Source organism: Mycolicibacterium chitae, from assembly GCF_900637205.1.
GTDB classification, from domain to species: domain Bacteria; phylum Actinomycetota; class Actinomycetes; order Mycobacteriales; family Mycobacteriaceae; genus Mycobacterium; species Mycobacterium chitae.
On sequence record NZ_LR134355.1, the window covers coordinates 2751560 to 2773841 of the forward strand.

Sequence of the window (22282 nt, forward strand, 5' to 3'; positions counted from 1 at the left end):
CGGATTGCGAAAACATCCGAAGTCGCTCTGCTACAAGGCTTCTGCCCTTTCGACGGCGTGACGAGCTCCTGCGCAGGACTGTAACCGACAGTCACCGACAGCGCATTCGGAATGCGCGATAATGGCGCTATATATCAGGAATGGTAATTCCGTCGCACTGTGCCGACAATTTGCCAGAATTGCGCTCTCGGAACACATTGGCCACCGGACGCGATTCCGCCGCGCACCGCGTCACCGGTTTTCGTGCTGGCAGCCCGCATCGGGCCGCCCCGATCGTCAGCTTCGGTAACGATCCCGCAGCCGGCCCTTCACCAATTTGCCGGTCGGGGTGCGGGGCAGGTCGGTGTCGAACTCGTAGCGCCGCGGCAACTTGTAGTGCGCGATGCGCTCGCGCAGGAATCCGTCCAGCGTTGCGGCCAGGTCCGGTTCGGCACCCTCGACCGGGTGCACCACCGCCACAACGGATTCGCCCATCTCCGCATCGGGCACGCCGATCACCGCGACGTCGAAGACGGACGGGTGCAGCGCCAGCGCGTTCTCGATCTCCTGCGGATAGATGTTGACCCCGCCGGAGATGATCGTGAATGACTTGCGGTCGGTCAGGAACAGGAAACCGTCCCCGTCCAGATAGCCGATGTCGCCGTTGGTGGTCCAGTTCGGATGCTCGGGATGCCGGGTGTCCGACGTGCGGCCGGGATCGTTGTGATACTCGAACGGCGCGGTGTCCCGCTCGAAGTAGACCGTTCCGATCTCCCCCGTCGCCAACTCCCGGCCATCGTCGTCACAGACCCGCACGACGCCAAGCCGTGACTGCCCCACCGAGCCCGGACGTTCCAGCCACTGATCGCTGTCGATCATCGTGACGCCGTTCATCTCGGTGGCGGAGTAGTACTCCAGCAGGATCGGTCCCCACCAGTCGATCATCGCGCGCTTGACGTCCACCGGGCAGGGCGCCGCGGCGTGCACGGCCGACCGCAGCGAGGACACGTCATAGGAGGCGCGCACCGACGCGTCGAGCTTGAGCATCCGCACGAACATCGTTGGCACCCACTGGCTGTGGGTGGCACGGTGCCGCTCGATCTGGCGGAGCGCATCCTCGGCATCGAATTTGCGCATCATCACGACGGTGGCACCGGTGCGGTGGGCCATCGCCATGAAGCGCAGCGGCGCGGCGTGGTAGACCGGCGCCGGCGACAGGTACACCGACTCGGCGTCGAGCCCGATGGCCGGGCCGAACAGCGCGGTCACCGCATCGCCCGCCTCGTCCACGGCGCGGTCGGGCAGCGGAACCTTGATGCCCTTCGGGAAACCGGTGGTCCCCGACGAGTAGAGCATGTCCACCCCGCACGGCTGCGCGGGCAGCGGCTGCGAGGACGCCGCGGCGATGATCGCCTCGTAATCCTCGAACCCGTCGATGCCCCCGGTGCCGTCGGGGCCGGCCAGTGCAACCCTGCGCTGAACGCCCGGGGTCTGTGCCACCACCGCGGGCGCGATCGCGGCGTAGCGCTGCGCGACGACGAGGGTCTGGGCGCCGCAGTCGTTGACGATGTAGGCGACCTCGTCGGCGCTGAGCTGCGAGTTGACGAATGTGATGTAGAGTCCGGATCGCATTGCGGCCCAGTAGATCTCCAGCGCACGCGGCTGGTTGTCGGTCAGGATCGCGACGTGCTCACCGGACCGGACCCCCTGGTCGTAGAGGTGTCGCGCGAACCGCAGCGATCGGGTGTCGAGCTCACGATAGGTGACGGTGTCGCCGGTGTCGGCCATGATGATCGCCGGCTTGTCGGGGGCGCTCTGCGCATAGGTGCCCGGATACATGGATTCCCTCTCAGCTTCCCGGCAGCAGCACGGGTTTGATGATCTCACCGGCCAGCGCGCGCTGTTCGGCGGTGTTGATCTCCGACAGCGGGAAGGTCTCGACGAGCCGGTCGAACGGGAATCGACCGCTGCGCCACAGTTCGATCAGGGTCGGGATGAACGTCCGCGGGTCCGCGTCGCCCTCCAGGATGCCGGTGATGGTGCGGCCAACGGTGAGGGTGAGCGGACCGATCGCCAGATCCCCCTGCTGGACCCCGACGGTGCCCAGGGTGCCGCGCGCGGCCAGGGACTCCAGGGCGGCCGCGATGACCGTCGGCAGTCCCGTGGTGTCCAGGCCGTACTGCGGCCCGGCCGGGACGATCTCGCGGATCTGTGCGGTCAGGTCGCCCTGGCCGGCGGTGATGGTGTCGGTGGCGCCCAGTTCCCGGGCCAGCGCCAGCCGTTCGGGGTTGAGGTCAACGGCGATGATCCGGCCCGCGCCGGCCACCTTCGCGGCCATCACGGCCGAGAGTCCGACGGCACCGGTGCCGGTGATGACGATGTGCTCCCCCGGCCGGATCCGCAACACCTCGAGCACCGCACCGGCGCCGGTCTGCACGCCGCAGCCGAGCGGCCCGAGCAGTTCCAACGGCAGTTCCTTGTCGACCACGACGGCATTGCGCGCATCGACCACCGCGTGCGAGGCGAACGAGGACTGGCCGAACCACCGGCCCGCCACCGGTGCTCCCGCCGAGTCGGTCAGCGGTGCGGCTCCCCCGACACCCTGACCGACGAGGTTGCGTTCCAAAAACGTGTCACAGTAGGCCGGATGGGCCGCGCGGCAGTTGACGCAGTGGCCGCACGAATCGAAGCTGAGCACCACGTGGTCGCCCACCGCGACGGTCTGCACCGCCTCACCCACGGCCTCCACGACGCCGGCCCCCTCGTGCCCCAGCACAATCGGCGGCGGCCCGAAGCCCGCGCCCGCGCGCGGCAACACATCGGTGTGGCAGTGTCCGGCGCCGACGATCCGCACCCGCACCTGATGCGCCCCCGGGTCGGCCAGTTCCAGCTCTTCGATGGTGAACGGCGATGCTTCGCCGCGCAGCACGGCGGCCTGGATTCTCATTGCGGCGCTACCTCTTTCGCGGGCAGGAAGATCGACTTGACCTGTTGATAGGCGGCCAGGCCCTCGGGGCCCAGCTCACGCCCCAGGCCGCTGGCCTTGACGCCGCCGAACGGGGCGTGCAGATCCAGAGCGTAATCGTTGACGCCGATGCTGCCGGTCTGGACCCGGCGAGCCACCGCGAGGCCGCGGTCCTGGTCCCCGGTCCACACGCTGCCACCCAGGCCGAAGTCGGAGTCGTTGGCGATGGCCACGGCGTCGTCGACGTCGCCGTACGGGATCACGGCCAGCACGGGTCCGAAGATCTCCTCCCGGGCGATGGTGTGGGAGTTGTCCACGTTGTCGAAGATGGTGGGCGCGACGAACCAGCCGGCGTCCAGACCGTCGGGCCGGTCGCCGCCGGTGGTGACGCGGCCGCCGTCGGCCACTCCCTTGGCGATGTAGTCCTGCACGCGTCGCTGCTGGTTGGCGGTCGCCAGCGGCCCGATCTGGGTGGCCGGGTCCAGCGCGTCGCCGACGTTGAGGGCACGGGCGAAATCGGTGAGCAGGTCCACGGTTTCGCGGTAGCGCGCCTGGGGGGCCAGCACCCGGGTGCCCAGATAGCAGGTCTGTCCGTTGTTCATCAGGGTCGCGGTGAAGAACTGCGACAGCAGCGACGGCAGGTCGGCGTCGTCGAGGACGATCGCGGCCGATTTGCCGCCGAGTTCCAGCGTCACCGGCCGGATCAACCGGCCGCAGGCCTCCCCGATGGCCCGGCCCGCGGCGGTGGAACCGGTGAACGCGACCTTGTCGACACCGGGGTGCTCGACGAGGTAAGCGCCGACCTCGCGGCCGCCGGGCACGATGTTGATCACCCCGGCCGGAATGTCGGACTCCGCGATGGCCTCGGCGAGCAGATAGGAGTCGAGCACGGTCTCCGGCGAGGGTTTGACCACCACCGTGCAACCCGCCGCCAGCAGCGGCGCGAGCTTGAAGAAGGTCAACGTCTGGGGGAAGTTCCACGGCACGATCGCCGCGACCACGCCGATCGGTTCGCGCCGCACCACGGTGGTGCCCCCGCCGAAGGCGCTCCGCCGCTCCTCGGCGGGCTGTTCGGCGGCGAGGTTCGCGTAGTAGTTCAGCAACGTCGCCGGCATGACGGCCTCGGTGGCCGAGGCGATCGAGATCGGCATGCCGTTCTGCGTGCTGACCGCGGCGGCGGTTTCGTTCGAGCGGGCCAGCAGCGCGGTGGCCAGCGAGGTGATCGCGGCGGCGCGCGCCGCCGCGCCCCGGGTGGCCCAGTCGGATTCGTCGAAGGCGCGGCGCGCCGCGGCGACGGCGGCGTCCACATCGGGGCGCTCGGCGGCCGGGACCGTCGCGACCGCGGCCCCGGTGCTCGCGTTGTTGATCTCGATGCGTTGGGCCCCCGAGGGCGCGGCCCAGGTGCCGTCGATCCAGAAGCCCCGGGATTCGGTGATCGGTTCGGTGACGGTCATCGTTCCGCCTGCAGTGAGGTCCTACGGCGTGCGCCGGCCACGTCGCGTCGACGATAGCCGCAGCACACTCGGTCCTGCGCTGTGACGCCCATCATTGTAACATAGTTTATGTTTGGTTCACCGGCGAGCATAAGGAGTGCAGCCATGACGACAGGTCTGATCACCGACGACACCGCGGTCCCCACGGGAGTCGCCGACGTCAACGTGTTCGATCCGCACTGGTGGGTCGACGGCCCGCCGCACGATCTGTTCGCCCGGATGCGCCGCGAGGCCCCCGTGCACTGGAACCCGCTCGGCGACGGCGCCGGGTGCTGGTCGCTGTTCGGCCACGCCGAGATCACCACGGTCAGCCACGACTCCGAGACCTTCTCCAGCCGGCGCGGCGGCGTGTTCGTCAACCCCGATCAGGTGCTGAACCTGGACGTGATCGGCAACCAGCTGCTCTACATGGACCCGCCGACGCACACCCGGTACCGCAAGATCCTGGCCCGGGTGTTCACCCCGGCCGCGGTCGCCCGAATGGAGGCCGGCATCCGCGCCCGCGTCACCTCGATCATCGACAAGGTCATCGAGGCCGGCCGCGCGGACTTCGTGGAGGACATCGCCGTGCCGATCCCCCTGCTGATCCTGATGGAACTCATGGGGGCCCGGAGAAGGATCTGCCCGAGTTCTACGACTGGACCGAGCGCATCGAACAATCCATCCGTTCGACCGAATCCAATGCCGCCGAACAGGTTTTCGGCGAGATGGGCGCCTACCTCGCCCAACAGGTGATCGCCCAGTCCGAGGCGGCCGTCGAGGACTCGCTGGTGATGCGGTTGCGGCGCGCCGAGGTCGACGGGGAGGAGCTGACCGACCTGGAGATCGTGATGTTCTTCGGCCTGCTCACCTTCGCCGGCAACGACACCACCCGCAACACCGCCGCCACTGGCCTACGCACCCTGCTCGAGCATCCCGAGGCGTTGCGCGAACTCTACGAGGAGCCGGCGCTCATCCCCGGCGCCATCGAGGAGATCCTGCGCTGGACGTCGGTGGTCCAGTGGTTCGCCCGCACCGCCACCCGCGACGTGGAGCTGGGCGGCCGACAGATCCGGGCCGGCGACAAACTCGTCATGTGGTACGGCAGCGGATCTCGGGACGAGGCCGTCTTCGACGACGCCGCCACCTTCGACATCCACCGGCCCAAACCCGACCACATGGCGTTCGGCGACGGCGGCAGGCACTTTTGCCTCGGCGCCAGCCTGGCCCGGCTGGAACTGCGCGTCATCTTCGAGGAAGTGCTGGACCGGATGAAGGACCTGCGTTCCGACGGTGCGGCCGAACTGGTGCCGTCGCACTGGGCGTACGGCCTGTCGAAGCTGCCCGTGGCGTTCACGCCGGGACCGCGCCGGGGTGCGTAAAGATATAGAGCATGCACAAAATCGTCGACCGGCAGGACTACTTCTCGGCCGCCATCGACATCCTCGCCGAGGCCGACCACGGCGGCCTGAAGCTGACCCCGCTGTGCCGGCGCCTCGAGGTCACGACCGGGTCCTTCTACCACTACTTCGGTAGTTGGGCCCGGTTCAAGACCGAACTGCTCGAGTTCTGGCTGCAGGATCGCACCCTGGAACTTGCCGAAGCGGCCCGCCGCCAGGGCGATCCGCAGCGCACACTCGAGGCGCTGATCGACTTCGCGTGTGGCTTCCCGCACAGCGCCGAAGCAGCCATCCGGGCGTGGTCACACAGCGACCAGGAGGTCCGCCAGGTCCAGGCCACCGTCGACGAGCAGCGCTACCGCGTCACCTACGAGACGCTGCAGCTACTTCTCGACAACGATGCCGATGCGGAAATGCTGGCCCGGATGGCGATCTTCACCCTCAACGGCTATCAGCAGACGCAACCGCTGCCCGGCGTCGAGCACCTGCGCCGCTCGCTGAACCTGGTGCTCACCGAGCTGCTGGCGCCGCGGGCGGCTGTCAGACCGTGAAGCCGAGGGCGCGCAGCTGCTCGCGGCCGTCCTCGGTGATCTTGTCCGGACCCCACGGCGGGTTCCAGACCCAGTTGATCTTGATCTCGTTGACCAGGCCGGAGCCCACCAGCGCCTGTCGGGACTGATCCTCGATGACGTCGGTCAGCGGGCATGCCGGGGAGGTCAGCGTCATGTCGATCAACGCCACCGGACCGGTCTCGCCCTCCTCCAGGTTCAGCCCGTACACCAGGCCGAGGTCGACGACGTTGATGCCCAGTTCGGGGTCGACCACGTCGTGCATGGCCTCCTCAAGATCGGCGATCACATTGTCACTGGTGGTCTCGCTCATGATGCTCCCTTTTCGCTCGCTTGGGTCACCGCATCCTTGAAGGCCATCCAACCCAGCAGCGCGCACTTGACCCGCGCCGGATACTTGGCCACACCCGCGAAGGCGATGCCGTCACCCAACACATCCTCATCGCCTACAACGTTGCCCCGCGACGAAATCATCTCCGTGAACGAGGCCACCGTCTTCAGCGCGTCACCCACAGTCTGCCCGATCACCTGGTCGGTGAGCACCGAAGTCGCGGCCTGGCTGATCGAGCAGCCCTGGCCGTCGTAGGACACATCGGTCACCGTCTCGCCGTCCTCGGACAGCGAGACCCGCAGTCGCACCTCGTCCCCGCAGGTCGGGTTCACGTGAAAAACCTCGGCGGCGAACGGTTCGCGGAGACCGCGATGGTGCGGATGCTTGTAATGGTCCAGGATCACCTCCTGGTACATCTGCTCCATCCGCATCAGCGACCGCCGAAGAAATCCACGGCCCGCCGGACCCCGGCGACCAGTCGGTCCACCTCGTCGAGAGTGTTGTACACCGCGAACGAGGCCCGCGCCGTAGCGGCGATACCGAACTTGCGGTGCAACGGCCACGCGCAGTGGTGGCCGACCCGCACCGCCACACCCTCGTCGTCGAGCACCTGCCCCACGTCGTGGGCGTGCACCCCGTCGACCACGAACGCCACCGGCGAACCGCGGTCACCCAGGGTGGTCGGGCCGATGATGCGCACTTCGGGCACCTCGGCCAGCCCGGCCAGCGCAGCCGCCACCAGTTCGTGCTCGTGGGCCGCTACGGCGTCCATCCCGAGCGCCGTCAGATAGCGTGCCGCGGCGGCCAACCCCACCACCTGGGAGGTCATCGGTGAGCCCGCCTCGAACCGCTGCGGCGCCGGGGCGTAGGTGGTCTGCTCCATGGTGACCGTCTCGATCATCGAACCGCCGGTCAGGAACGGCGGCAGCGCATTCAGCAACTCGCGGCGCCCGTAAAGCACCCCGATCCCCGTGGGCCCCAACATCTTGTGACCCGAGAAGGCCGCGAAGTCGACGTCGAGTGCGCGAAAGTCCACAGGCTGGTGCGGCACCGACTGGCAGGCATCCAGCACCGTCAGCGCGCCGACGGCCTTGGCCCGGTGTACCAGTTCGGCCACCGGGGTGATGGCGCCCGTGACGTTCGAATGGTGGGTGAAGGCAACGACTTTCACCCGCTCGTCGAGCTCGAGGGAGTCCAGGTCCAGCCGGCCGGCGTCCGGTCCGTCCGTGACCACCGAGTACCAGGCCAGTTCGGCACCGGTGCGCCGCGCCAGTTCCTGCCACGGAATCAGGTTCGCGTGGTGCTCGGCCTCGGTGGTGACGATGATGTCGCCCGGGCGTAGCGCGCGCTCGAAGCGGCTGTCGCCCAGCACATACGAGACCAGGTTCAGCGCTTCGGTGGCGTTCTTGGTGAACACCAACTCGTCGGAGTCGGCGCCCACGAACGCCGCGATGTCCGCGCGGCCGTGCTCGTAGGCGTCGGTGGCCTCCTCCATCAGCTGATGCGCACCGCGGTGCACGGCGCCGTTGGAGGTCAGCAGGAACTCCCGCTCGGCGTCGAGCACCTGCAGCGGCTTCTGCGAGGTGGCCCCGGAATCCAGGTACGCCAACGGGTTACCGCTGCGCATCACCCGGTTCAGGATCGGGAAATCGGCCCTGATCCCGGCCAGCTTCGCGGCATCCAGAGCTACTGAGGCTGTCATCGCCCCTCCCCCCTATGCCCCGGCTGCGGCGGCCTGAGTGAAGCGCTCGTAGCCGTTGGCCTCGAGTTCGTCGGCCAGTTCCGGACCGCCCGATTCGACGATGCGCCCGTCGACGAAGACGTGCACGAACTGCGGCTGGATGTAGCGCAGGATGCGGGTGTAGTGCGTGATCAGCAAAACGCCGGCGTTGTTCTCCTTGGCGGAGGTGTTGACCCCGTTGCTGACCACCCGCAGCGCGTCGACGTCCAGACCCGAGTCGGTCTCGTCGAGGATCGCGATCTTCGGCTTCAGCAGGCTGAGCTGCAGGATCTCGTGGCGCTTCTTCTCACCGCCGGAGAAGCCCTCGTTGACGCTGCGCTCACCGAACGACGGGTCGATCTCGAGGTCCTGCATGGCCTGCTTGACCTCTTTGACCCAGTGCCGCAGCTTGGGCGCCTCGCCGCGGACCGCGGTGGCCGCGGTACGCAGGAAGTTCGACATCGAAACCCCGGGCACCTCGATCGGGTACTGCATCGCCAGGAACAGACCCGCGCGGGCACGCTCGTCGATGCTCATCTCGAGCACATCCTGACCGCCGAGGGTGACCGACCCCGAGGTGACGGTGTACTTGGGATGTCCGGCGATCGCGTAGGACAGCGTCGACTTTCCGGATCCATTGGGGCCCATCAACGCATGGGTCTCGCCGGACTTGACGGTGAGATCGACGCCCTTGAGGATCGGAATGTCGTCGCCGGTGTCGGGCGCCGTGACGCTGACGTGCAGGTCCTTGATTTCCAGTGTGGTCATTGGGAAGGCTTCCCTTCGGTGAGAGCTAGTTCGTGTTCGATGGCTTCGGTCAGGCGGTCACGCACGGCGGGCACGGTGATCTTCTGGATGATCTCGCCGAAGAAGCCCCGCACGATGAGCCTGCGCGCCTGGTCTTCGGGAATGCCGCGGGCCTGCAGGTAGAACACCTGCTCGTCGTCGAAACGGCCCGTGGCGCTGGCGTGCCCGGCGCCCACGATCTCGCCGGTCTCGATCTCGAGGTTGGGTACGGAGTCGGCGCGGGCGCCGTCGGTGAGCACCAGGTTGCGGTTGATCTCGTAGGTGTCGGTGCCGGTGGCCGCCGCCCGGATCAGCACGTCGCCGATCCACACGGTGCGGGTGTCGGCCAGCTTGGACTCCGGATCCCCTTGCAGCGCACCCTTGTAGACGACATTGGACCGGCAGTGCGGTTGGGCGTGGTCGATCAAGAGCCGCGATTCCAGATGCTGACCGTCGTCGGCGAAGTACAGCCCGACCAGTTCGGCATCACCGCCGGGCGCGTCGTAGCGCACCCGGCCCGTCATCCGGACGATCTCGCCGCCGAGTTGTACCGTCGCGTGCCGCAGCACCGAGTCCTTACCCAGCGCGGCGTGGTGCATGCTGACGTTGACCGCGTCATCGGCCCAGTCGGCGATCGACACCACCTTCAGCGTGGCGCTGTCGCCGACGATGAATTCGATGTTGTCGGCGTAAATTCCGCTGCCCCGCTGGTCGAGGACGACCACCGCGTCGGCGAGTTCTTCGACCCGGATCTGCAGATGGCCATAGGCGGTGGCACCGGCGCCAGGACCGTTGATCGTGATCTCGATCGGCTCGTCGATCCGGGTGTCCCTACCCACGGTGATTACCGTGGCCTCGTCGAACGAGGAAAACGCCTGGGCGGCAACCCGGTCGGCAGGAACCCCGCCCTGCCCGAGTCGCGCGTCGCCACGGCGCACCGTCTCGATGGTGACGCCGGGACGTTCGGTGACCTCGATCAGCGCGCTGCCGGTGGCCTTCCCCGCCGACCCGTCGTGCAGGCCGCGCAACCGGCGCAGCGGGGTGAACCGCCAGATCTCGTCGCGACCGCCGGGCACCTCGAACGCGTCGACGTCGAACGAGGTGAAGATCTCGCCCTTGTTGAGCGCCGAACCCGCGGGTGTGGTTTCGGTGGCCGTGTTCAGTTCGCTCACTAGCCGACCGCGCCTTCCATCTGCAGCTCGATCAAGCGGTTGAGCTCCAGTGCGTACTCCATGGGGAGTTCCTTGGCGATGGGCTCGACGAAGCCGCGCACCACCATCGCCATCGCCTCCTCCTCGGTCAGGCCTCGGCTCATCAGGTAGAAGAGCTGATCCTCGCTGACCTTCGACACGGTGGCTTCGTGGCCCATCGTGACGTCGTCCTCGCGGACGTCGACATAGGGGTAGGTGTCGGAGCGGCTGATGGTATCGACCAGCAGCGCATCGCATTCCACGTTGGAACGGGATCCCTTGGCGCCCTTGTTGATCTGCACCAGGCCGCGGTAGGACGCGCGGCCACCGCCGCGGGCCACCGACTTGGACACGATGTTGCTCGACGTGTGCGGCGCCAGGTGCAGCATCTTGGCACCGGTGTCCTGGTGCTGCCCCTCGCCGGCGAACGCCACCGAGAGCACCTCGCCCTTGGCGTGCTCGCCGGTCATCCAGACCGCCGGGTACTTCATGGTGACCTTGGAGCCGATGTTGCCGTCGACCCACTCCATGGTAGCGCCCGCCTCGGCGCGCGCCCGCTTGGTCACCAGGTTGTAGACGTTGTTCGACCAGTTCTGGATGGTCGTGTAGCGGCAGCGGCCACCGGACTTGACGATGATCTCGACGACGGCGCTGTGCAGCGAGTCGCTCTTGTAGATCGGTGCGGTGCAGCCCTCGACGTAGTGCACGTAGGCACCCTCGTCGACGATGATCAGGGTGCGCTCGAACTGACCCATGTTCTCAGTGTTGATCCGGAAGTAGGCCTGCAGCGGGATGTCGACGTGCACGCCCGGCGGCACGTAGATGAAGGAGCCGCCCGACCAGACCGCGGTGTTCAGCGCGGAGAACTTGTTGTCACCGGCCGGGATGACGGTGCCGAAGTACTGCTTGAAGATCTCGGGATGTTCCTTGAGCGCGGTGTCGGTGTCCAGGAAGATGACGCCCTGGGCCTCGAGATCCTCGCGGATCGAGTGGTAGACGACCTCGGACTCGTACTGCGCCGCGACGCCGGAGACCAGGCGCTGCTTCTCCGCCTCCGGGATGCCCAGGCGGTCATAGGTGTTCTTGATGTCCGCGGGCAGGTCGTCCCAGGTGGCGGCCTGCTTCTCGCTGGAGCGCACGAAGTACTTGATGTTGTCGAAGTCGATGCCGTCGAGATCCGAACCCCACTTGGGCATCGGCTTCTTGTCGAAGGTGCGCAGCGCCTTGAGCCGGATGTCGAGCATCCAGTCGGGCTCGCTCTTCTTCGCCGAGATGTCGCGGACCACCTCTTCGGACAGTCCGCGCTGCGCGCTGGCACCCGCGACGTCGGAGTCGGACCAGCCGTAGCCGTACTTGCCCAGGGCGGCAATGGTCTCTTCCTGGGTGAGGGTCTCCGGTGCGGCTCCGGCTTCCGGTGTGAGTGTCATCGCGACACACTCCTTTTGCTCTGTCGGTTCTCTCGTGTGCTCCGGACACTGGGCTGCGGACCGGAGCTGGTGCTCATGCCCGGGCCGGGCTGAGCGGGACGTGGGTGGTACAGGCGCAGTCGCCGTTGACGATGGTCGCGAGGAGCTGCACATGGGTGCCCAGTACCTCGGACATCGCCTCCTGCTCGGCATCGCACAGTTCCGGGAACTGCTCGGCGACGTGCGACACCGGACAGTGGTGCTGGCAGATCTGCACGCCCTCGATCGGTCCCTTCACCCGCGAGGTGGTGGTGGCGTACCCGGCCTGGGTGAGCGCCTCGGCGATCCGGTCGGCGGCCGCCTCCACGTCCTCGTCGCTGTCGCTCGGTGCCGGTTCCACATCCGCGAGGATGGTGTCGATCCGACGTCGGGCGAAAGCGTGGATCGCGGCGTCGCCGCCGATCTCCCGGAGTTGACGCATGGCCGCCGAGGCCAGGTCGTCGTAGGTGTGCTCGAGTTTGGCTCGGCCGGCCGCGGTGAGCTGGTAGCGCTTGGCGGGACGGCCACGCCCCGCTTGCTGCCAGGCCGCTGCCGCGTTGGCCTGGGCGTCCCCGGCCTCGATGAGGGCATCGAGGTGCCGACGGACCCCCGCCGCGGAGATTCCGAGCTGTTCACCGACGTGGCTGGCGGTGACCGGACCGGACTCCAGCAGCAGCCGAACGATGGCACTGCGGGTGTGACCGTCCTGGGCATGCAGCGGCGCATCGGGGGCGCGCTGAACCGTCGGACGTATTTTCACAACACCAGTGTGACGCAATTCGGCGGACGGGTCTAGCAAGGGCACCCTTATCCCGCCGCCCACGCGCTGTCGGAATAGTCACACCGCGGCCTGGGAATATCCAACCAGGCTCACCATCCGGGCCCGCATCCGGGCGCCGACTAAGCTGCCCACGTGGCAGCCCGCCTACGTTCGCTCAGCACCTCGATTGCCGGTTGGCACGGCGACGAGCGCACCGTGGGCACCCCGCTCGGCGACGCCGAACTCGTCGCCCTGCGCCGGACCAGGCTCTTCGGGGCCACCGGCACCGTGCTGATGGCCATCGGGGCCCTCGGCGCCGGTGCCCGGCCGGTGGTGCAGGACCCCACCTTCGGCGTGCGACTGCTCAACCTGCCGTCCCGCATCCAGACCGTGTCGCTGACGATGACCACCACCGGGGCCGTGATGATGGCGCTGGCCTGGCTGATGCTGGGCCGCTTCGCGCTCGGCGAGCGCCGGATGACCCGCAGCCAACTCGACCGCACGCTGGTGCTGTGGATCCTTCCGCTGCTGGTCGCGCCGCCGATGTACAGCAAGGACGTCTACTCCTACCTGGCGCAGAGTCAGATTGCTCACAATGGCCAGGACCCCTACCGGGTGGGTCCCGCGCCGGGCCTCGGCCTCGACCACGTCTTCACGCTGTCGGTACCCAGCCTGTGGCGCGAGACCCCCGCCCCCTACGGTCCGCTGTTCCTCTGGATCGGCTCGGGTATCTCCGAGTTGACCGGCGAGAACATCGTCGCCGCGGTGCTGTGTCACCGGCTGCTGGTGCTCCTCGGCGTCGCGCTGATCGTGTGGGCCACCCCGCGGCTGGCCCGCCGCTGCGGCGTCGCCGAGGTCAGCGCGCTGTGGCTGGGCGCGGCCAACCCGCTGCTGGTCATGCACCTGGTGGCCGGGATCCACAACGAGGCGCTGATGCTCGGCCTGATGCTGGCAGGCGTCGAATTCGCGCTGCGCGGCATCGACTCCTCCCGACGGCTGCTCCCCCGCCCGTTGCTACCGCTGGGCGCGCGCTGGGGGCCGGCGGCGATGCTGGTCCTGGGTGCCGTGCTGATCACGATGTCCTCCCAGGTGAAGCTGCCGTCGCTGCTGGCGCTGGGTTTCGTGGCGATGGCGCTGGGCCATCGCTGGGGCAGCACGGTCAAGGCGTTCTTCCTGGCCAGCGGCGGGCTTGGGCTGCTGTCGCTCGGCGTCATGGCCGTGATCGGCTGGGCAAGCGGCCTCGGTTTCGGCTGGCTGTCCACGCTGGGCACGGCCAACGTGGTGCGCAGCTGGATGTCGCCGCCGACGTTGCTGGCGCTGGGCACCGGGCAGGTCGGCATCCTGCTCGGCCTCGGTGATCACACCACCGCGGTGCTGTCGCTGACGCGCAGCATCGGCGTGCTGATCATCATGGTGGTCGTCACGTGGCTGCTGCTGGCGGTGTTTCGCGGCCGGCTGCATCCCGTCGGCGGGCTCGGTGTGGCGCTGGGCGCCACGGTGCTGCTGTTCCCCGTCGTGCAGCCCTGGTATCTGCTGTGGGCGATCATCCCGCTGGCGGCCTGGGCCACCCGGCCCGGGTTCCGGATCGCCGCCATCGGCGGCACCCTCGTCGTCGGCATCTTCGGTCCCACCGCCAACGGCGATCGCTTCGCGCTGTTCCAGATCATCGACGCCACCCTGGCCAGCACGGTGATCGTGCTGCTGCTGATCGCGATCACCTACCACCGGCTGCCCTGGCGCGCGTTGCCGCACGGTGCGACGTCGTCCACGCCGGCGAATTCACGCAACGGTCCCACCGACGCCTACGCTGAGTCTCCGTGAGTGCGACTGGCACCACCGCGCCGCTCCCATTGCGCCTGCGCGGGGTCACCAAAAGCTACGGAGCCACCACGGCGGTGTCGGGGCTCGACCTCGACGTGCACCGCGCCGAGGTGCTTGCGCTGCTCGGCCCCAACGGCGCCGGCAAGACCACGACCGTGGAGATGTGCGAGGGCTTCCTGCGCCCCGACGCCGGGACGATCGAGGTGCTGGGCCTCGACCCGCACACCGACAACGCGCAGTTGCGCGCCCGCATCGGGGTCATGCTGCAGGGCGGGGGCGGCTATCCGGCGGCGCGGGCCGGCGAGATGCTCAACCTGGTCGCGGCCTATGCCGCCAATCCCCTCGACCCGGCGTGGCTGTTGGAGACCCTCGGCCTGACCGACGCGGCCCGGACCACCTATCGTCGGCTCTCCGGCGGTCAACAGCAGCGGCTGGCCCTGGCCTGCGCGCTGGTCGGCCGCCCGGAACTGGTCTTCCTCGACGAACCGACCGCCGGCATGGACGCCCACGCCCGCCTGGTCGTGTGGGAGCTGATCGCCGCGCTGCGCCGCGACGGCGTCACCATCGTGCTGACCACCCACCACCTCAAGGAGGCCGAGGAACTCGCGGACCGGATCGTCATCGTCGATCACGGTCGGCAGGTGGCCGCGGGCACCCCGGCCGAGTTGATGCGCTCCGGGGCCGAGGGGCAGCTGCGCTTCCGCGCGCCGCACAAACTCGATCTGGCGCTGCTGATTTCGGCGTTGCCGGAGAACTACCGCGCCGCCGAGGTCGCCGCCGGTGAGTATCTGGTGGAGGGGCCCATCGATCCGCAGGTGCTGGCGACGGTCACCGCGTGGTGCGCGCGGCTCGACGTCCTGGCCACCGACATGCGCGTCGAACAGCGCAGCCTCGAGGACGTCTTCCTGGATCTCACCGGACGGGAGCTGCGGTCATGAGCGAAGGCCTGTTCCCCGCGGGGACGTTCACCCCGGATCCGCGGCCCAACACCGTGGCCAACATGCTGCGGGCGCAGTTCGGCCTGGAACTCAAGCTGCTGCTGCGCAACGGCGAGCAGCTGCTGTTGACGATGTTCATCCCGATCACCCTGCTGGTGGGGCTGATCCTGCTGCCGCTGGGTTCCTTCGGCGAGGATCGGCCGGGCGTGTTCGTGCCGGCGATCATGGCGCTGGCGCTGATTTCGACCGCCTTCACCGGGCAGGCGATCGCGGTGGCGTTCGACCGGCGCTACGGCGCCCTCAAGCGACTCGGCGCGACGGCGCTGCCGGTGTGGGGCATCATCGCCGGCAAATCGATGGCCGTGGTCGCCGTGGTGTTCCTGCAGGCCCTGCTCCTGGGCGGGATCGGCCTGGCGCTGGGCTGGCGGCCGAATCCGGTGGGCCTGCTGCTGGGCGCGGTGATCATCGCGCTGGGCACCGTCTGCTTCGCCGCGTTGGGCCTGCTGTTGGGCGGCACCCTGCGGGCCGAGATCGTGTTGGCGCTGGCCAACCTGCTGTGGTTCGTCTTCGCCGGCTTCGGCGCCCTGACCCTGGAGACCGAGGCGGTGCCCACGGCGCTGCACTGCCTCGCGCGGCTGACCCCGGCCGGCGCGCTCACCGAATCGCTGACCCAGGCCATGACGGTCTCGGTCGACTGGTTCGGCATCGCGGTGCTGGCCGTCTGGGGCGCGGTGGCCGCGGCGTGCGCGGTGCGCTGGTTCCGCTTCACCTGAACCAGCCCGTACTACAGCCTGTAGTTGGCATCCTCTACTCTTGGGCGGTGTTCTTCCGTCGGCTGGTTGACCTGCTACCCGAGCCGAGCCTGCGCGCTCAGCGCATCATCGCGGCGCTGGTCATCCTGACCCAGGGCGGCATCGCCGTCACGGGCGCGATCGTGCGAGTCACCGCCTCCGGGCTCGGCTGTCCCACCTGGCCGCAGTGTTTTCCCGGCAGCTTCACCCCCGTTCCGCACCCCGAGGTGGCGCGGGTGCATCAGATGGTCGAGTTCGGCAACCGGCTGATCACCTTCGCGGTGGTGCTGACCGCCATCGCCGCGGTGCTGGCGGTGCTGCGGGCCCGCCGCCGCCGCGAAGTGCTGTTCTACGCCTGGCTGATGCCCGCCTCCACGGTGGTGCAGGCCATCATCGGCGGCGTCACCGTGCTCACCGGGCTGCTGTGGTGGACCGTCGCCATCCATCTGCTGGCCTCGATGGCCATGGTCTGGCTGGCCGTGCTGCTCTACGTGAAGATCGGCGAACCGGATGTCGGCGTGACCCGCCACGTGGTGGCCAAGCCACTGCGCCAGCTCACCGCGCTGAGCGGCGTCACCCTGGCGGCGGTTCTGGTGACCGGCACCCTGGTCACCGCCGCGGGCCCGCACGCCGGCGACAAGAGCATCGAACGTCCCGTGGCCCGGCTGCAGATCGAGATCCTCACCCTGGTGCACGCGCACTCGTCGCTGCTGGTCGCCTACCTGGCCCTGCTGATCGGCCTCGCCTTCGGCCTGGTCGCGATGCACGCGCCGCGGCCCGTGCTCAAACGCCTGGCGGTGTTGGTGGTGCTGGTGGTGCTGCAGGGACTGGTCGGCGCCGTGCAGTTCTTCGCCGGCATTCCGCCGGCCCTGGTCGCCCTGCACGTGGCCGGCGCGGCGATCTGCACCGCGGCCACCGCGGCCCTATGGGCGTCGATGCGAGAACGGACCGAGACCGAGCCGGTCCAGGGCTGAACCGACCGCCAGCGCGAACCGGCGCTGCCGCCGCTGCCGGGTGGCGGCGTCGAGCTGTCGCCACCCCAGCGCAGGTTCCACCAGCTCGAGCTCGAGCAGCGTCGGATCGCGTCGGCCGATGAGATCGACGCGGGCGTAGAGGAACTCCGACGGGGCCATGCCCAGCTGCGTCGCGGCCGCGGCCAACGCGGCGTGCCCGACCTCCCACAGCTCGAAGTCGGGATCGGCCGGCGTCAGCGACTCGGCGGCGAAGATACCGGAGTCGTCGAAGTCCGGCCGGTGTCCGGGGGCCGGCAGGATGAGGCCCTTGGTGAAGGCGTGCGATTGCTCGCCGCCGATGAACACCAACGCGGTCTCGCCGTCCTCGATGCGCCGATCGTAGGGTTGTACCAGCACCGAGATCCCGGACTCCTGCAGCGTGGCGGCGTGGTCACGCGCCGCATTGTGGTCGGTGAACCGTTGCACCCCAACCGATCCCGCGCCGACGGCGGGTTTGACGACCACTTCCCCCGCCGGCAGGTGGATCATCTCTCCGGGCCCGTAGAACTCGCTCTCGCACACCGGGACGCCCGCCACGGCCAGGTCCTGCAGGTAGATCTTGTCGCTGTTCCAGGCCACCACGTCCGGCGCATTGAGCAGGTTCGGCACCCGCCGGGTCCAGTCCAGGAACTCGTCGAGGCGCTCGGTGTAGTCCCAGGTGGCCCGCAGGATCACCAGGTCCGCGCGCAGGGTCTCCGGGTCGTCCCAGGCCCTCCACCGCGCCGTGAGGCCCTGCGAAGCCAACGCCGCGACCAGCCCGTCGTCGTCGCCGTCGCCCTCCACCAGCTTGGTGCAGCCGGCCAGGACGATCTTCGGATGAAAGACATCGGGACGGGCCAGTTTCATGCGGTCCTCACGTCAAGGATGATAGTCAGCATGGACGCGATCGAAGTTGCCGAAACGGGTGGACCGGAAGTACTGACCCTCGTCGAGAAGCCGGAGCCCACGCCCGGCCCCGGCGAGGTGGTGATCAAGGCCGACGCGATCGGGGTGAACTTCATCGACACCTACTTCCGGTCCGGGCTGTACCCACGCGAGCTGCCGTTCGTGGTCGGCAGCGAGGTCTGCGGCACCATCACGGCCGTCGGTGACGACGTCGCCGCGCTGACGGTCGGCGACCGAGTGGTGACGGCCAACGCCGATGGCGCCTACGCCGGATACTGCACCGCGCCGGCCGATTTCGTGGCCTATGTGCCGGCGGCCGTCGCCTCCGACGCGATCGCCTCGGCGCTGTTGAAGGGCATGACCGCGCACTACCTGATCAAGTCGGTCTACGAGATCCAGCCCTCGGACACGGTGCTGGTGCACGCCGGCGCCGGTGGCGTGGGGCTGATCCTGACCCAGTGGGCCACCAGCATCGGGACCAAGGTGATCACCACGGCGTCCACGCCGGAGAAGGCCGAACTGTCCCGCGGGGCGGGTGCCATCGAGGTGCTCGACTATCCGGAGGATCCGCAGACCTTCGCCGCCCAGGTGCGTGAGCTCACCGACGGCCGCGGCGTCCAGGCCGTCTACGACGGGGTGGGCCAGAGCACGTTCGACGCCAGCTTGGCCAGCCTGGCGGTGCGCGGCACGCTGGCGCTGTTCGGGGCGGCCAGCGGCCCGGTCCCGCCGGTGGATCCGCAGCGGCTCAATGCGGCCGGCTCGGTGTTCCTGACCCGGCCCAACCTGGTGCACTTCACCCGGACCGCCGACGAATTCGCCTGGCGCGCCGGCGAGCTGATGGACGCGATGGCCTCCGGGGCCATCACGGTCAACGTCAGCGCGCGCTATCCGCTGGCCGAGGCCGAGCAGGCCCACCGCGATCTGCAGGGCCGCAAGACCGTCGGGTCCGTCGTCTTGGTGCCCTGACGGGCCGCCCTCAGAGGTTCAGCGCTCAGAGGTTCAGCAGCGTGGGCAGCGCCAGCGCCGAGTCCACGGCCAGCGCGCAGAACACGGCCGCCAGATAGTTGTTCGACTGCAGGAACAGCCGCAGCGGTTTGACCGGCTGACCGCGGCGCACGCCCGCGTAGAGCTGATGCGCCATGATCAGGAACCAGGCGCCGGCCAGCAGCGCGACCGCGGCGTACAGCCAGCCCGCCGCCGGCGCCAACGCCACGGTGGTCAGCACGGTCAGCCAGGTGTAGACCAGGATCTGCCGGGTCACCTGCTTCTCGGTGGCGACCGCGGGCAGCATCGGTACCCCGGCGGCCTTGTAGTCGTCCTTGTAGCGCATGGCCAGCGCCCAGGTGTGCGGCGGCGTCCAGAAGAAGATGATCAGGAACATCACCAGCGCCGGCCATTCGATGGTGCCCGTGACCGCCGACCAGCCGATCATCACCGGCATGCAGCCAGCCGCGCCGCCCCACACCACGTTCTGCGCGGTGCGGCGCTTGAGCAGCAGCGTGTAGATGAAGACGTAGAAGGCGATGGTGACCACGGCCAGCACGCCGGAGAGCAGGTTGGTGGTCCACCACAGCCAGAAGAACGACCCGATGGACAGCAACAGGCCGAAGATCAGCGCGTTGCGGGTCGGTACCGTCGCGCGGGCCAACGGCCGCAGCGCCGTCCGCTTCATCACCTTGTCGATGTCGGCGTCGGCCACACAGTTCAGCGTGTTGGCGCCGGCCGCGGCCATCATTCCGCCGACCAAGGTGTTGAAGATCAACAACGGGTTCACCGTGCCGCGGTCGGCCAGCAGCATGGCTGGAATGGCCGTGACCAGCAGCAGCTCGATGACCCGCGGCTTGGTCAGCGCAACATAGGCCAGCACCGTGGTGCGGATTTGGCTCGGCGCGACGCGCTCGCGGATGCTCACGCAGTTAACTCCTCATCACAGGCGATTGTCGCGGCAGCCTCGCAGCTTCTACTACCGACGATGGTAGACCGCTGCGCCGAGTCGGTGGCCTGCGGGTCGATTCCCCAGCCGCCCTGCGCCCGTTTGCCGTCTCGCACTAGGGTTGGGGAGGCGCCAAGTTCGCCATGACCTGCCACGTCCTGCACCGCAAGGAGCTCGCTTGTGACCACAGCCGAAGAGATCGCCGACCTCACCGTCCCGAACCATCCGGACGACTGGTCCGACGTGGATTCACGGGCGGTCGACACCGTGCGGGTGCTGGCCGCGGATGCGGTGCAGAAAGTCGGCAACGGTCACCCCGGCACGGCGATGAGCCTGGCGCCGCTGGCGTACACCCTGTTCCAGCGGCAAATGCGCCACGATCCGTCCGACACCCACTGGTTGGGCCGCGACCGCTTCATCCTGTCCTGCGGGCACTCCAGCCTGACGATCTACCTGCAGCTGTACCTGGGCGGCTTCGGACTCGAGCTCGAAGACATCGAGGCGCTGCGCACCTTCAAGTCCAAGACCCCGGGCCACCCCGAGTTCCGGCACACCAAGGGCGTGGAGATCACCACCGGCCCGCTGGGCCAGGGCCTGGCCTCGGCGGTCGGCATGGCGATGGCCGCCCGCTACGAGCGCGGCCTGTTCGATCCGGAGACTCCGGCCGGACAGAGCCCGTTCGACCACTACATCTACGTGATCGCCTCCGACGGCGACATCGAGGAGGGCGTCACCAGCGAGGCGTCCTCGCTGGCCGGTACCCAGCAGCTCGGCAACCTGATCGTGTTCTACGACAAGAACCACATCTCGATCGAGCACGACACCGACATCGCGCTGTCCGAGGACGTCAGCGCCCGCTACCGCGCCTACGGCTGGCACGTGCAGGACGTGGTGGGCGGCGAGAACGTCGTCGGGATCGAGGAGGCCATCGCCGAGGCCAAGAAGGTCACCGACAAGCCGTCGCTGATTTCGCTGCGGACCATCATCGGCTATCCCGCGCCGAACAAGATGAACACCGGCGGCATCCACGGCTCGGCCCTGGGTGACGAGGAGGTCGCCGCGGTCAAGAAGATCCTCGGCTTCGACCCGGAGAAGACCTTCGAGGTCAGCGACGAGGTCATCGCCCACACCCGGGGTCTGGTCGACCGCGGCAAGCAGGTCCGCGACACCTGGGAGAAGGACTACGCGGCCTGGGCCGAGCGCGAACCCGAGCGCAAGAAGCTGCTGGACCGGCTGCTGGCCAACGAGTTGCCCGACGGCTGGGACGCCGACATCACGCATTGGGAGCCCGGCTCCAAGGCGGTCGCCACCCGCGCGGCGTTCGGGCAGGTGCTCAACGACACCGCGCCGAAGCTGCCCGAACTCTGGGGCGGCTCGGCGGACCTTGCCGGCAGCAACAACACCACCATCAAGGGTGCGAAATCGTTTGGCCCGCCGTCGATCTCGACCGCCGACTTCACCGCCGACTGGCACGGCCGGGTGTTGCACTTCGGTGTGCGCGAGCACGCCATGGGCTCGATCCTGTCCGGCATCGTGCTGCACGGCCCCACCCGCGCGTTCGGCGGCACGTTCCTGCAGTTCTCCGACTACATGCGGCCGGCGGTGCGCCTGGCCGCCCTGATGGACATCGACACCATCTACATCTGGACCCACGACTCGATCGGGCTGGGCGAGGACGGACCGACCCACCAGCCCATCGAGCACCTCGCGGCGCTGCGGGCGATCCCGCAGCTGGCCGTCGTGCGTCCCGCCGACCCGAACGAGACCGCCCACGCGTGGCGCAGCATCATCGCGCGCGGCAACGGCAGCGGGCCGGTCGGCTTCATCCTGACCCGGCAGGGCGTCCCGGTGCTCGAGGGCACCGACGCCGACGGCGTCGCCAAGGGCGGCTACGTACTCGGCAACCCGTCGGCCGACGAGGTCCGCGACGCCGACGTGATCATCATCGCCACCGGCTCCGAGGTGCAGATCGCGGTCGAGGCCCAGAAGCTGCTCGCCGCCAAGGACGTCAAGGCCCAGGTGGTCTCGATGCCGTGTGTCGAATGGTTCGAGAAGCAGCCGCGCGAGTACCAGGACTCGGTGCTGCCGCCGACCGTGTCTGCGCGAGTCGCGGTCGAAGCGGGTATAGCCATGCCATGGCACCGATGGGTCGGCGACACCGGCGAGATCGTCTCGATCGAGCACTACGGCGAGTCGGCCGACGACAAGACGCTGTTCCGCGAGTTCGGCTTCACCCCGGAGGCCGTGGTCGCGGCGGCCGAACGCGCACTGGATAACTAGGGAG

The 22282-nt window shown here is 68.6% G+C and carries 21 protein-coding genes; 9 read left to right on the forward strand and 12 right to left on the reverse strand.

Annotation, left to right across the window (positions count from 1 at the left end; genetic code table 11):
- Positions 1 to 276 precede the first annotated feature (276 nt).
- The 3 genes from EL338_RS12980 to EL338_RS12990 are packed head-to-tail and all read right to left on the reverse strand — an operon-like array spanning position 277 to position 4398.
- Positions 277 to 1818, reverse strand: coding sequence for an acyl-CoA synthetase (locus EL338_RS12980; RefSeq protein WP_126334130.1), 1542 nt, complete (start codon positions 1816 to 1818; stop codon positions 277 to 279).
- Between the two features lie 10 nt (positions 1819 to 1828).
- Positions 1829 to 2926, reverse strand: coding sequence for an NAD(P)-dependent alcohol dehydrogenase (locus EL338_RS12985; RefSeq protein ID WP_126334131.1), 1098 nt, complete (start codon positions 2924 to 2926; stop codon positions 1829 to 1831).
- Positions 2923 to 4398 (reverse strand): aldehyde dehydrogenase, encoded by a 1476-nt coding sequence (locus tag EL338_RS12990; RefSeq protein ID WP_126334132.1) that lies wholly within the window; start codon positions 4396 to 4398, stop codon positions 2923 to 2925. The genes EL338_RS12985 and EL338_RS12990 overlap by 4 nt, the downstream gene beginning before the upstream one ends.
- Before the next feature lie 144 nt (positions 4399 to 4542).
- Here EL338_RS12990 and EL338_RS26535 point away from each other — a divergent pair, with 144 nt between their 5' ends.
- The 3 genes from EL338_RS26535 to EL338_RS13000 are packed head-to-tail and all read left to right on the forward strand — an operon-like array spanning position 4543 to position 6367.
- Positions 4543 to 5172, forward strand: a complete 630-nt coding sequence (locus tag EL338_RS26535; protein ID WP_235666127.1) for a cytochrome P450 family protein — start codon at positions 4543 to 4545, stop codon at positions 5170 to 5172.
- Positions 5145 to 5798 (forward strand): cytochrome P450, encoded by a 654-nt coding sequence (locus tag EL338_RS26540; protein WP_235666128.1) that lies wholly within the window; start codon positions 5145 to 5147, stop codon positions 5796 to 5798. The genes EL338_RS26535 and EL338_RS26540 overlap by 28 nt, the downstream gene beginning before the upstream one ends.
- A gap of 11 nt (positions 5799 to 5809) precedes the next feature.
- The gene (locus EL338_RS13000; RefSeq protein ID WP_126334133.1) at positions 5810 to 6367 is read left to right on the forward strand and encodes a TetR/AcrR family transcriptional regulator; all 558 of its coding nucleotides are present in this window, start codon (positions 5810 to 5812) and stop codon (positions 6365 to 6367) included.
- Here EL338_RS13000 and EL338_RS13005 read toward each other — a convergent pair.
- The 7 genes from EL338_RS13005 to EL338_RS13035 all read right to left on the reverse strand — a co-directional run bounded on the left by EL338_RS13005 (position 6357) and on the right by EL338_RS13035 (position 12617).
- Positions 6357 to 6698, reverse strand: coding sequence for a metal-sulfur cluster assembly factor (locus EL338_RS13005; protein WP_126334134.1), 342 nt, complete (start codon positions 6696 to 6698; stop codon positions 6357 to 6359). The two genes, EL338_RS13000 and EL338_RS13005, sit on opposite strands and share 11 nt — an antisense overlap.
- On the reverse strand, positions 6695 to 7147 hold the full coding sequence (gene sufU, locus EL338_RS13010) for a Fe-S cluster assembly sulfur transfer protein SufU (RefSeq protein ID WP_126334135.1): 453 nt from the start codon (positions 7145 to 7147) through the stop codon (positions 6695 to 6697). Before sufU ends, EL338_RS13005 begins: the two co-directional genes overlap by 4 nt.
- The gene (locus tag EL338_RS13015; RefSeq protein ID WP_126334136.1) at positions 7147 to 8418 is read right to left on the reverse strand and encodes a cysteine desulfurase; all 1272 of its coding nucleotides are present in this window, start codon (positions 8416 to 8418) and stop codon (positions 7147 to 7149) included. Before EL338_RS13015 ends, sufU begins: the two co-directional genes overlap by 1 nt.
- Positions 8419 to 8430: 12 nt before the next feature.
- The gene (sufC, locus tag EL338_RS13020; protein WP_126334137.1) at positions 8431 to 9204 is read right to left on the reverse strand and encodes a Fe-S cluster assembly ATPase SufC; all 774 of its coding nucleotides are present in this window, start codon (positions 9202 to 9204) and stop codon (positions 8431 to 8433) included.
- Positions 9201 to 10394, reverse strand: a complete 1194-nt coding sequence (gene sufD / locus EL338_RS13025) for a Fe-S cluster assembly protein SufD (RefSeq protein ID WP_126334138.1) — start codon at positions 10392 to 10394, stop codon at positions 9201 to 9203. Before sufD ends, sufC begins: the two co-directional genes overlap by 4 nt.
- Positions 10394 to 11839 carry a Fe-S cluster assembly protein SufB gene (sufB, locus tag EL338_RS13030; RefSeq protein ID WP_126334139.1) on the reverse strand — a complete coding sequence of 482 codons (1446 nt, stop codon included), beginning with the start codon at positions 11837 to 11839 and terminating at the stop codon, positions 10394 to 10396. The genes sufD and sufB overlap by 1 nt, the downstream gene beginning before the upstream one ends.
- Before the next feature lie 73 nt (positions 11840 to 11912).
- On the reverse strand, positions 11913 to 12617 hold the full coding sequence (locus EL338_RS13035) for a helix-turn-helix transcriptional regulator (RefSeq protein ID WP_435404904.1): 705 nt from the start codon (positions 12615 to 12617) through the stop codon (positions 11913 to 11915).
- 153 nt (positions 12618 to 12770) lie between these two features.
- Here EL338_RS13035 and mptB point away from each other — a divergent pair, with 153 nt between their 5' ends.
- The 4 genes from mptB to EL338_RS13055 are packed head-to-tail and all read left to right on the forward strand — an operon-like array spanning position 12771 to position 17141.
- Positions 12771 to 14438 carry a polyprenol phosphomannose-dependent alpha 1,6 mannosyltransferase MptB gene (mptB, locus tag EL338_RS13040; RefSeq protein ID WP_126334141.1) on the forward strand — a complete coding sequence of 556 codons (1668 nt, stop codon included), beginning with the start codon at positions 12771 to 12773 and terminating at the stop codon, positions 14436 to 14438.
- On the forward strand, positions 14435 to 15376 hold the full coding sequence (locus tag EL338_RS13045) for an ABC transporter ATP-binding protein (protein WP_235666129.1): 942 nt from the start codon (positions 14435 to 14437) through the stop codon (positions 15374 to 15376). Before mptB ends, EL338_RS13045 begins: the two co-directional genes overlap by 4 nt.
- Positions 15373 to 16149, forward strand: coding sequence for an ABC transporter permease (locus EL338_RS13050; protein WP_126334142.1), 777 nt, complete (start codon positions 15373 to 15375; stop codon positions 16147 to 16149). Before EL338_RS13045 ends, EL338_RS13050 begins: the two co-directional genes overlap by 4 nt.
- A 47-nt stretch (positions 16150 to 16196) precedes the next feature.
- Entirely contained in the window at positions 16197 to 17141 is a 945-nt protein-coding gene (locus tag EL338_RS13055; RefSeq protein WP_126334143.1) for a COX15/CtaA family protein, read from the forward strand.
- Here the strand turns inward: EL338_RS13055 and EL338_RS13060 are convergent.
- Positions 17091 to 18026 carry an ATP-grasp domain-containing protein gene (locus EL338_RS13060; RefSeq protein WP_126334144.1) on the reverse strand — a complete coding sequence of 312 codons (936 nt, stop codon included), beginning with the start codon at positions 18024 to 18026 and terminating at the stop codon, positions 17091 to 17093. The genes EL338_RS13055 and EL338_RS13060 overlap by 51 nt on opposite strands.
- A gap of 30 nt (positions 18027 to 18056) precedes the next feature.
- Between EL338_RS13060 and EL338_RS13065 the strand changes: the two genes are divergently transcribed.
- Positions 18057 to 19031, forward strand: coding sequence for a quinone oxidoreductase family protein (locus EL338_RS13065; RefSeq protein WP_163792145.1), 975 nt, complete (start codon positions 18057 to 18059; stop codon positions 19029 to 19031).
- Positions 19032 to 19056: 25 nt separating this feature from the next.
- Here the strand turns inward: EL338_RS13065 and EL338_RS13070 are convergent, their stop codons facing one another.
- Positions 19057 to 19977, reverse strand: a complete 921-nt coding sequence (locus EL338_RS13070; RefSeq protein ID WP_126334146.1) for a heme o synthase — start codon at positions 19975 to 19977, stop codon at positions 19057 to 19059.
- Positions 19978 to 20178: 201 nt separating this feature from the next.
- Here EL338_RS13070 and tkt point away from each other — a divergent pair, with 201 nt between their 5' ends.
- Positions 20179 to 22278: a transketolase gene (tkt, locus tag EL338_RS13075; protein WP_126334147.1), complete on the forward strand. Its 2100-nt coding sequence runs from the start codon at positions 20179 to 20181 to the stop codon at positions 22276 to 22278.
- The last annotated feature ends 4 nt before the right edge of the window (positions 22279 to 22282 follow it).

Bases quoted from the DNA above. Each gene is read 5' to 3' on its own strand.
- sufU (WP_126334135.1), bottom strand. From the start codon at position 7,147: ATGCGGATGGAGCAGATGTACCAGGAGGTGATCCTGGACCATTACAAG.
- EL338_RS26540 (WP_235666128.1), top strand. From the start codon at position 5,145: ATGGGCGCCTACCTCGCCCAACAGGTGATCGCCCAGTCCGAGGCGGCC.
- sufC (WP_126334137.1), bottom strand. From the start codon at position 9,204: ATGACCACACTGGAAATCAAGGACCTGCACGTCAGCGTCACGGCGCCC.
- EL338_RS13065 (WP_163792145.1), top strand. From the start codon at position 18,057: ATGGACGCGATCGAAGTTGCCGAAACGGGTGGACCGGAAGTACTGACC.
- EL338_RS13000 (WP_126334133.1), top strand. From the start codon at position 5,810: ATGCACAAAATCGTCGACCGGCAGGACTACTTCTCGGCCGCCATCGAC.
- sufB (WP_126334139.1), bottom strand. From the start codon at position 11,839: ATGACACTCACACCGGAAGCCGGAGCCGCACCGGAGACCCTCACCCAG.
- EL338_RS13005 (WP_126334134.1), bottom strand. From the start codon at position 6,698: ATGAGCGAGACCACCAGTGACAATGTGATCGCCGATCTTGAGGAGGCC.
- EL338_RS12985 (WP_126334131.1), bottom strand. From the start codon at position 2,926: ATGAGAATCCAGGCCGCCGTGCTGCGCGGCGAAGCATCGCCGTTCACC.
- EL338_RS13050 (WP_126334142.1), top strand. From the start codon at position 15,373: ATGAGCGAAGGCCTGTTCCCCGCGGGGACGTTCACCCCGGATCCGCGG.
- EL338_RS12980 (WP_126334130.1), bottom strand. From the start codon at position 1,818: ATGTATCCGGGCACCTATGCGCAGAGCGCCCCCGACAAGCCGGCGATC.
- EL338_RS12990 (WP_126334132.1), bottom strand. From the start codon at position 4,398: ATGACCGTCACCGAACCGATCACCGAATCCCGGGGCTTCTGGATCGAC.
- EL338_RS26535 (WP_235666127.1), top strand. From the start codon at position 4,543: ATGACGACAGGTCTGATCACCGACGACACCGCGGTCCCCACGGGAGTC.
- EL338_RS13015 (WP_126334136.1), bottom strand. From the start codon at position 8,418: ATGACAGCCTCAGTAGCTCTGGATGCCGCGAAGCTGGCCGGGATCAGG.
- EL338_RS13060 (WP_126334144.1), bottom strand. From the start codon at position 18,026: ATGAAACTGGCCCGTCCCGATGTCTTTCATCCGAAGATCGTCCTGGCC.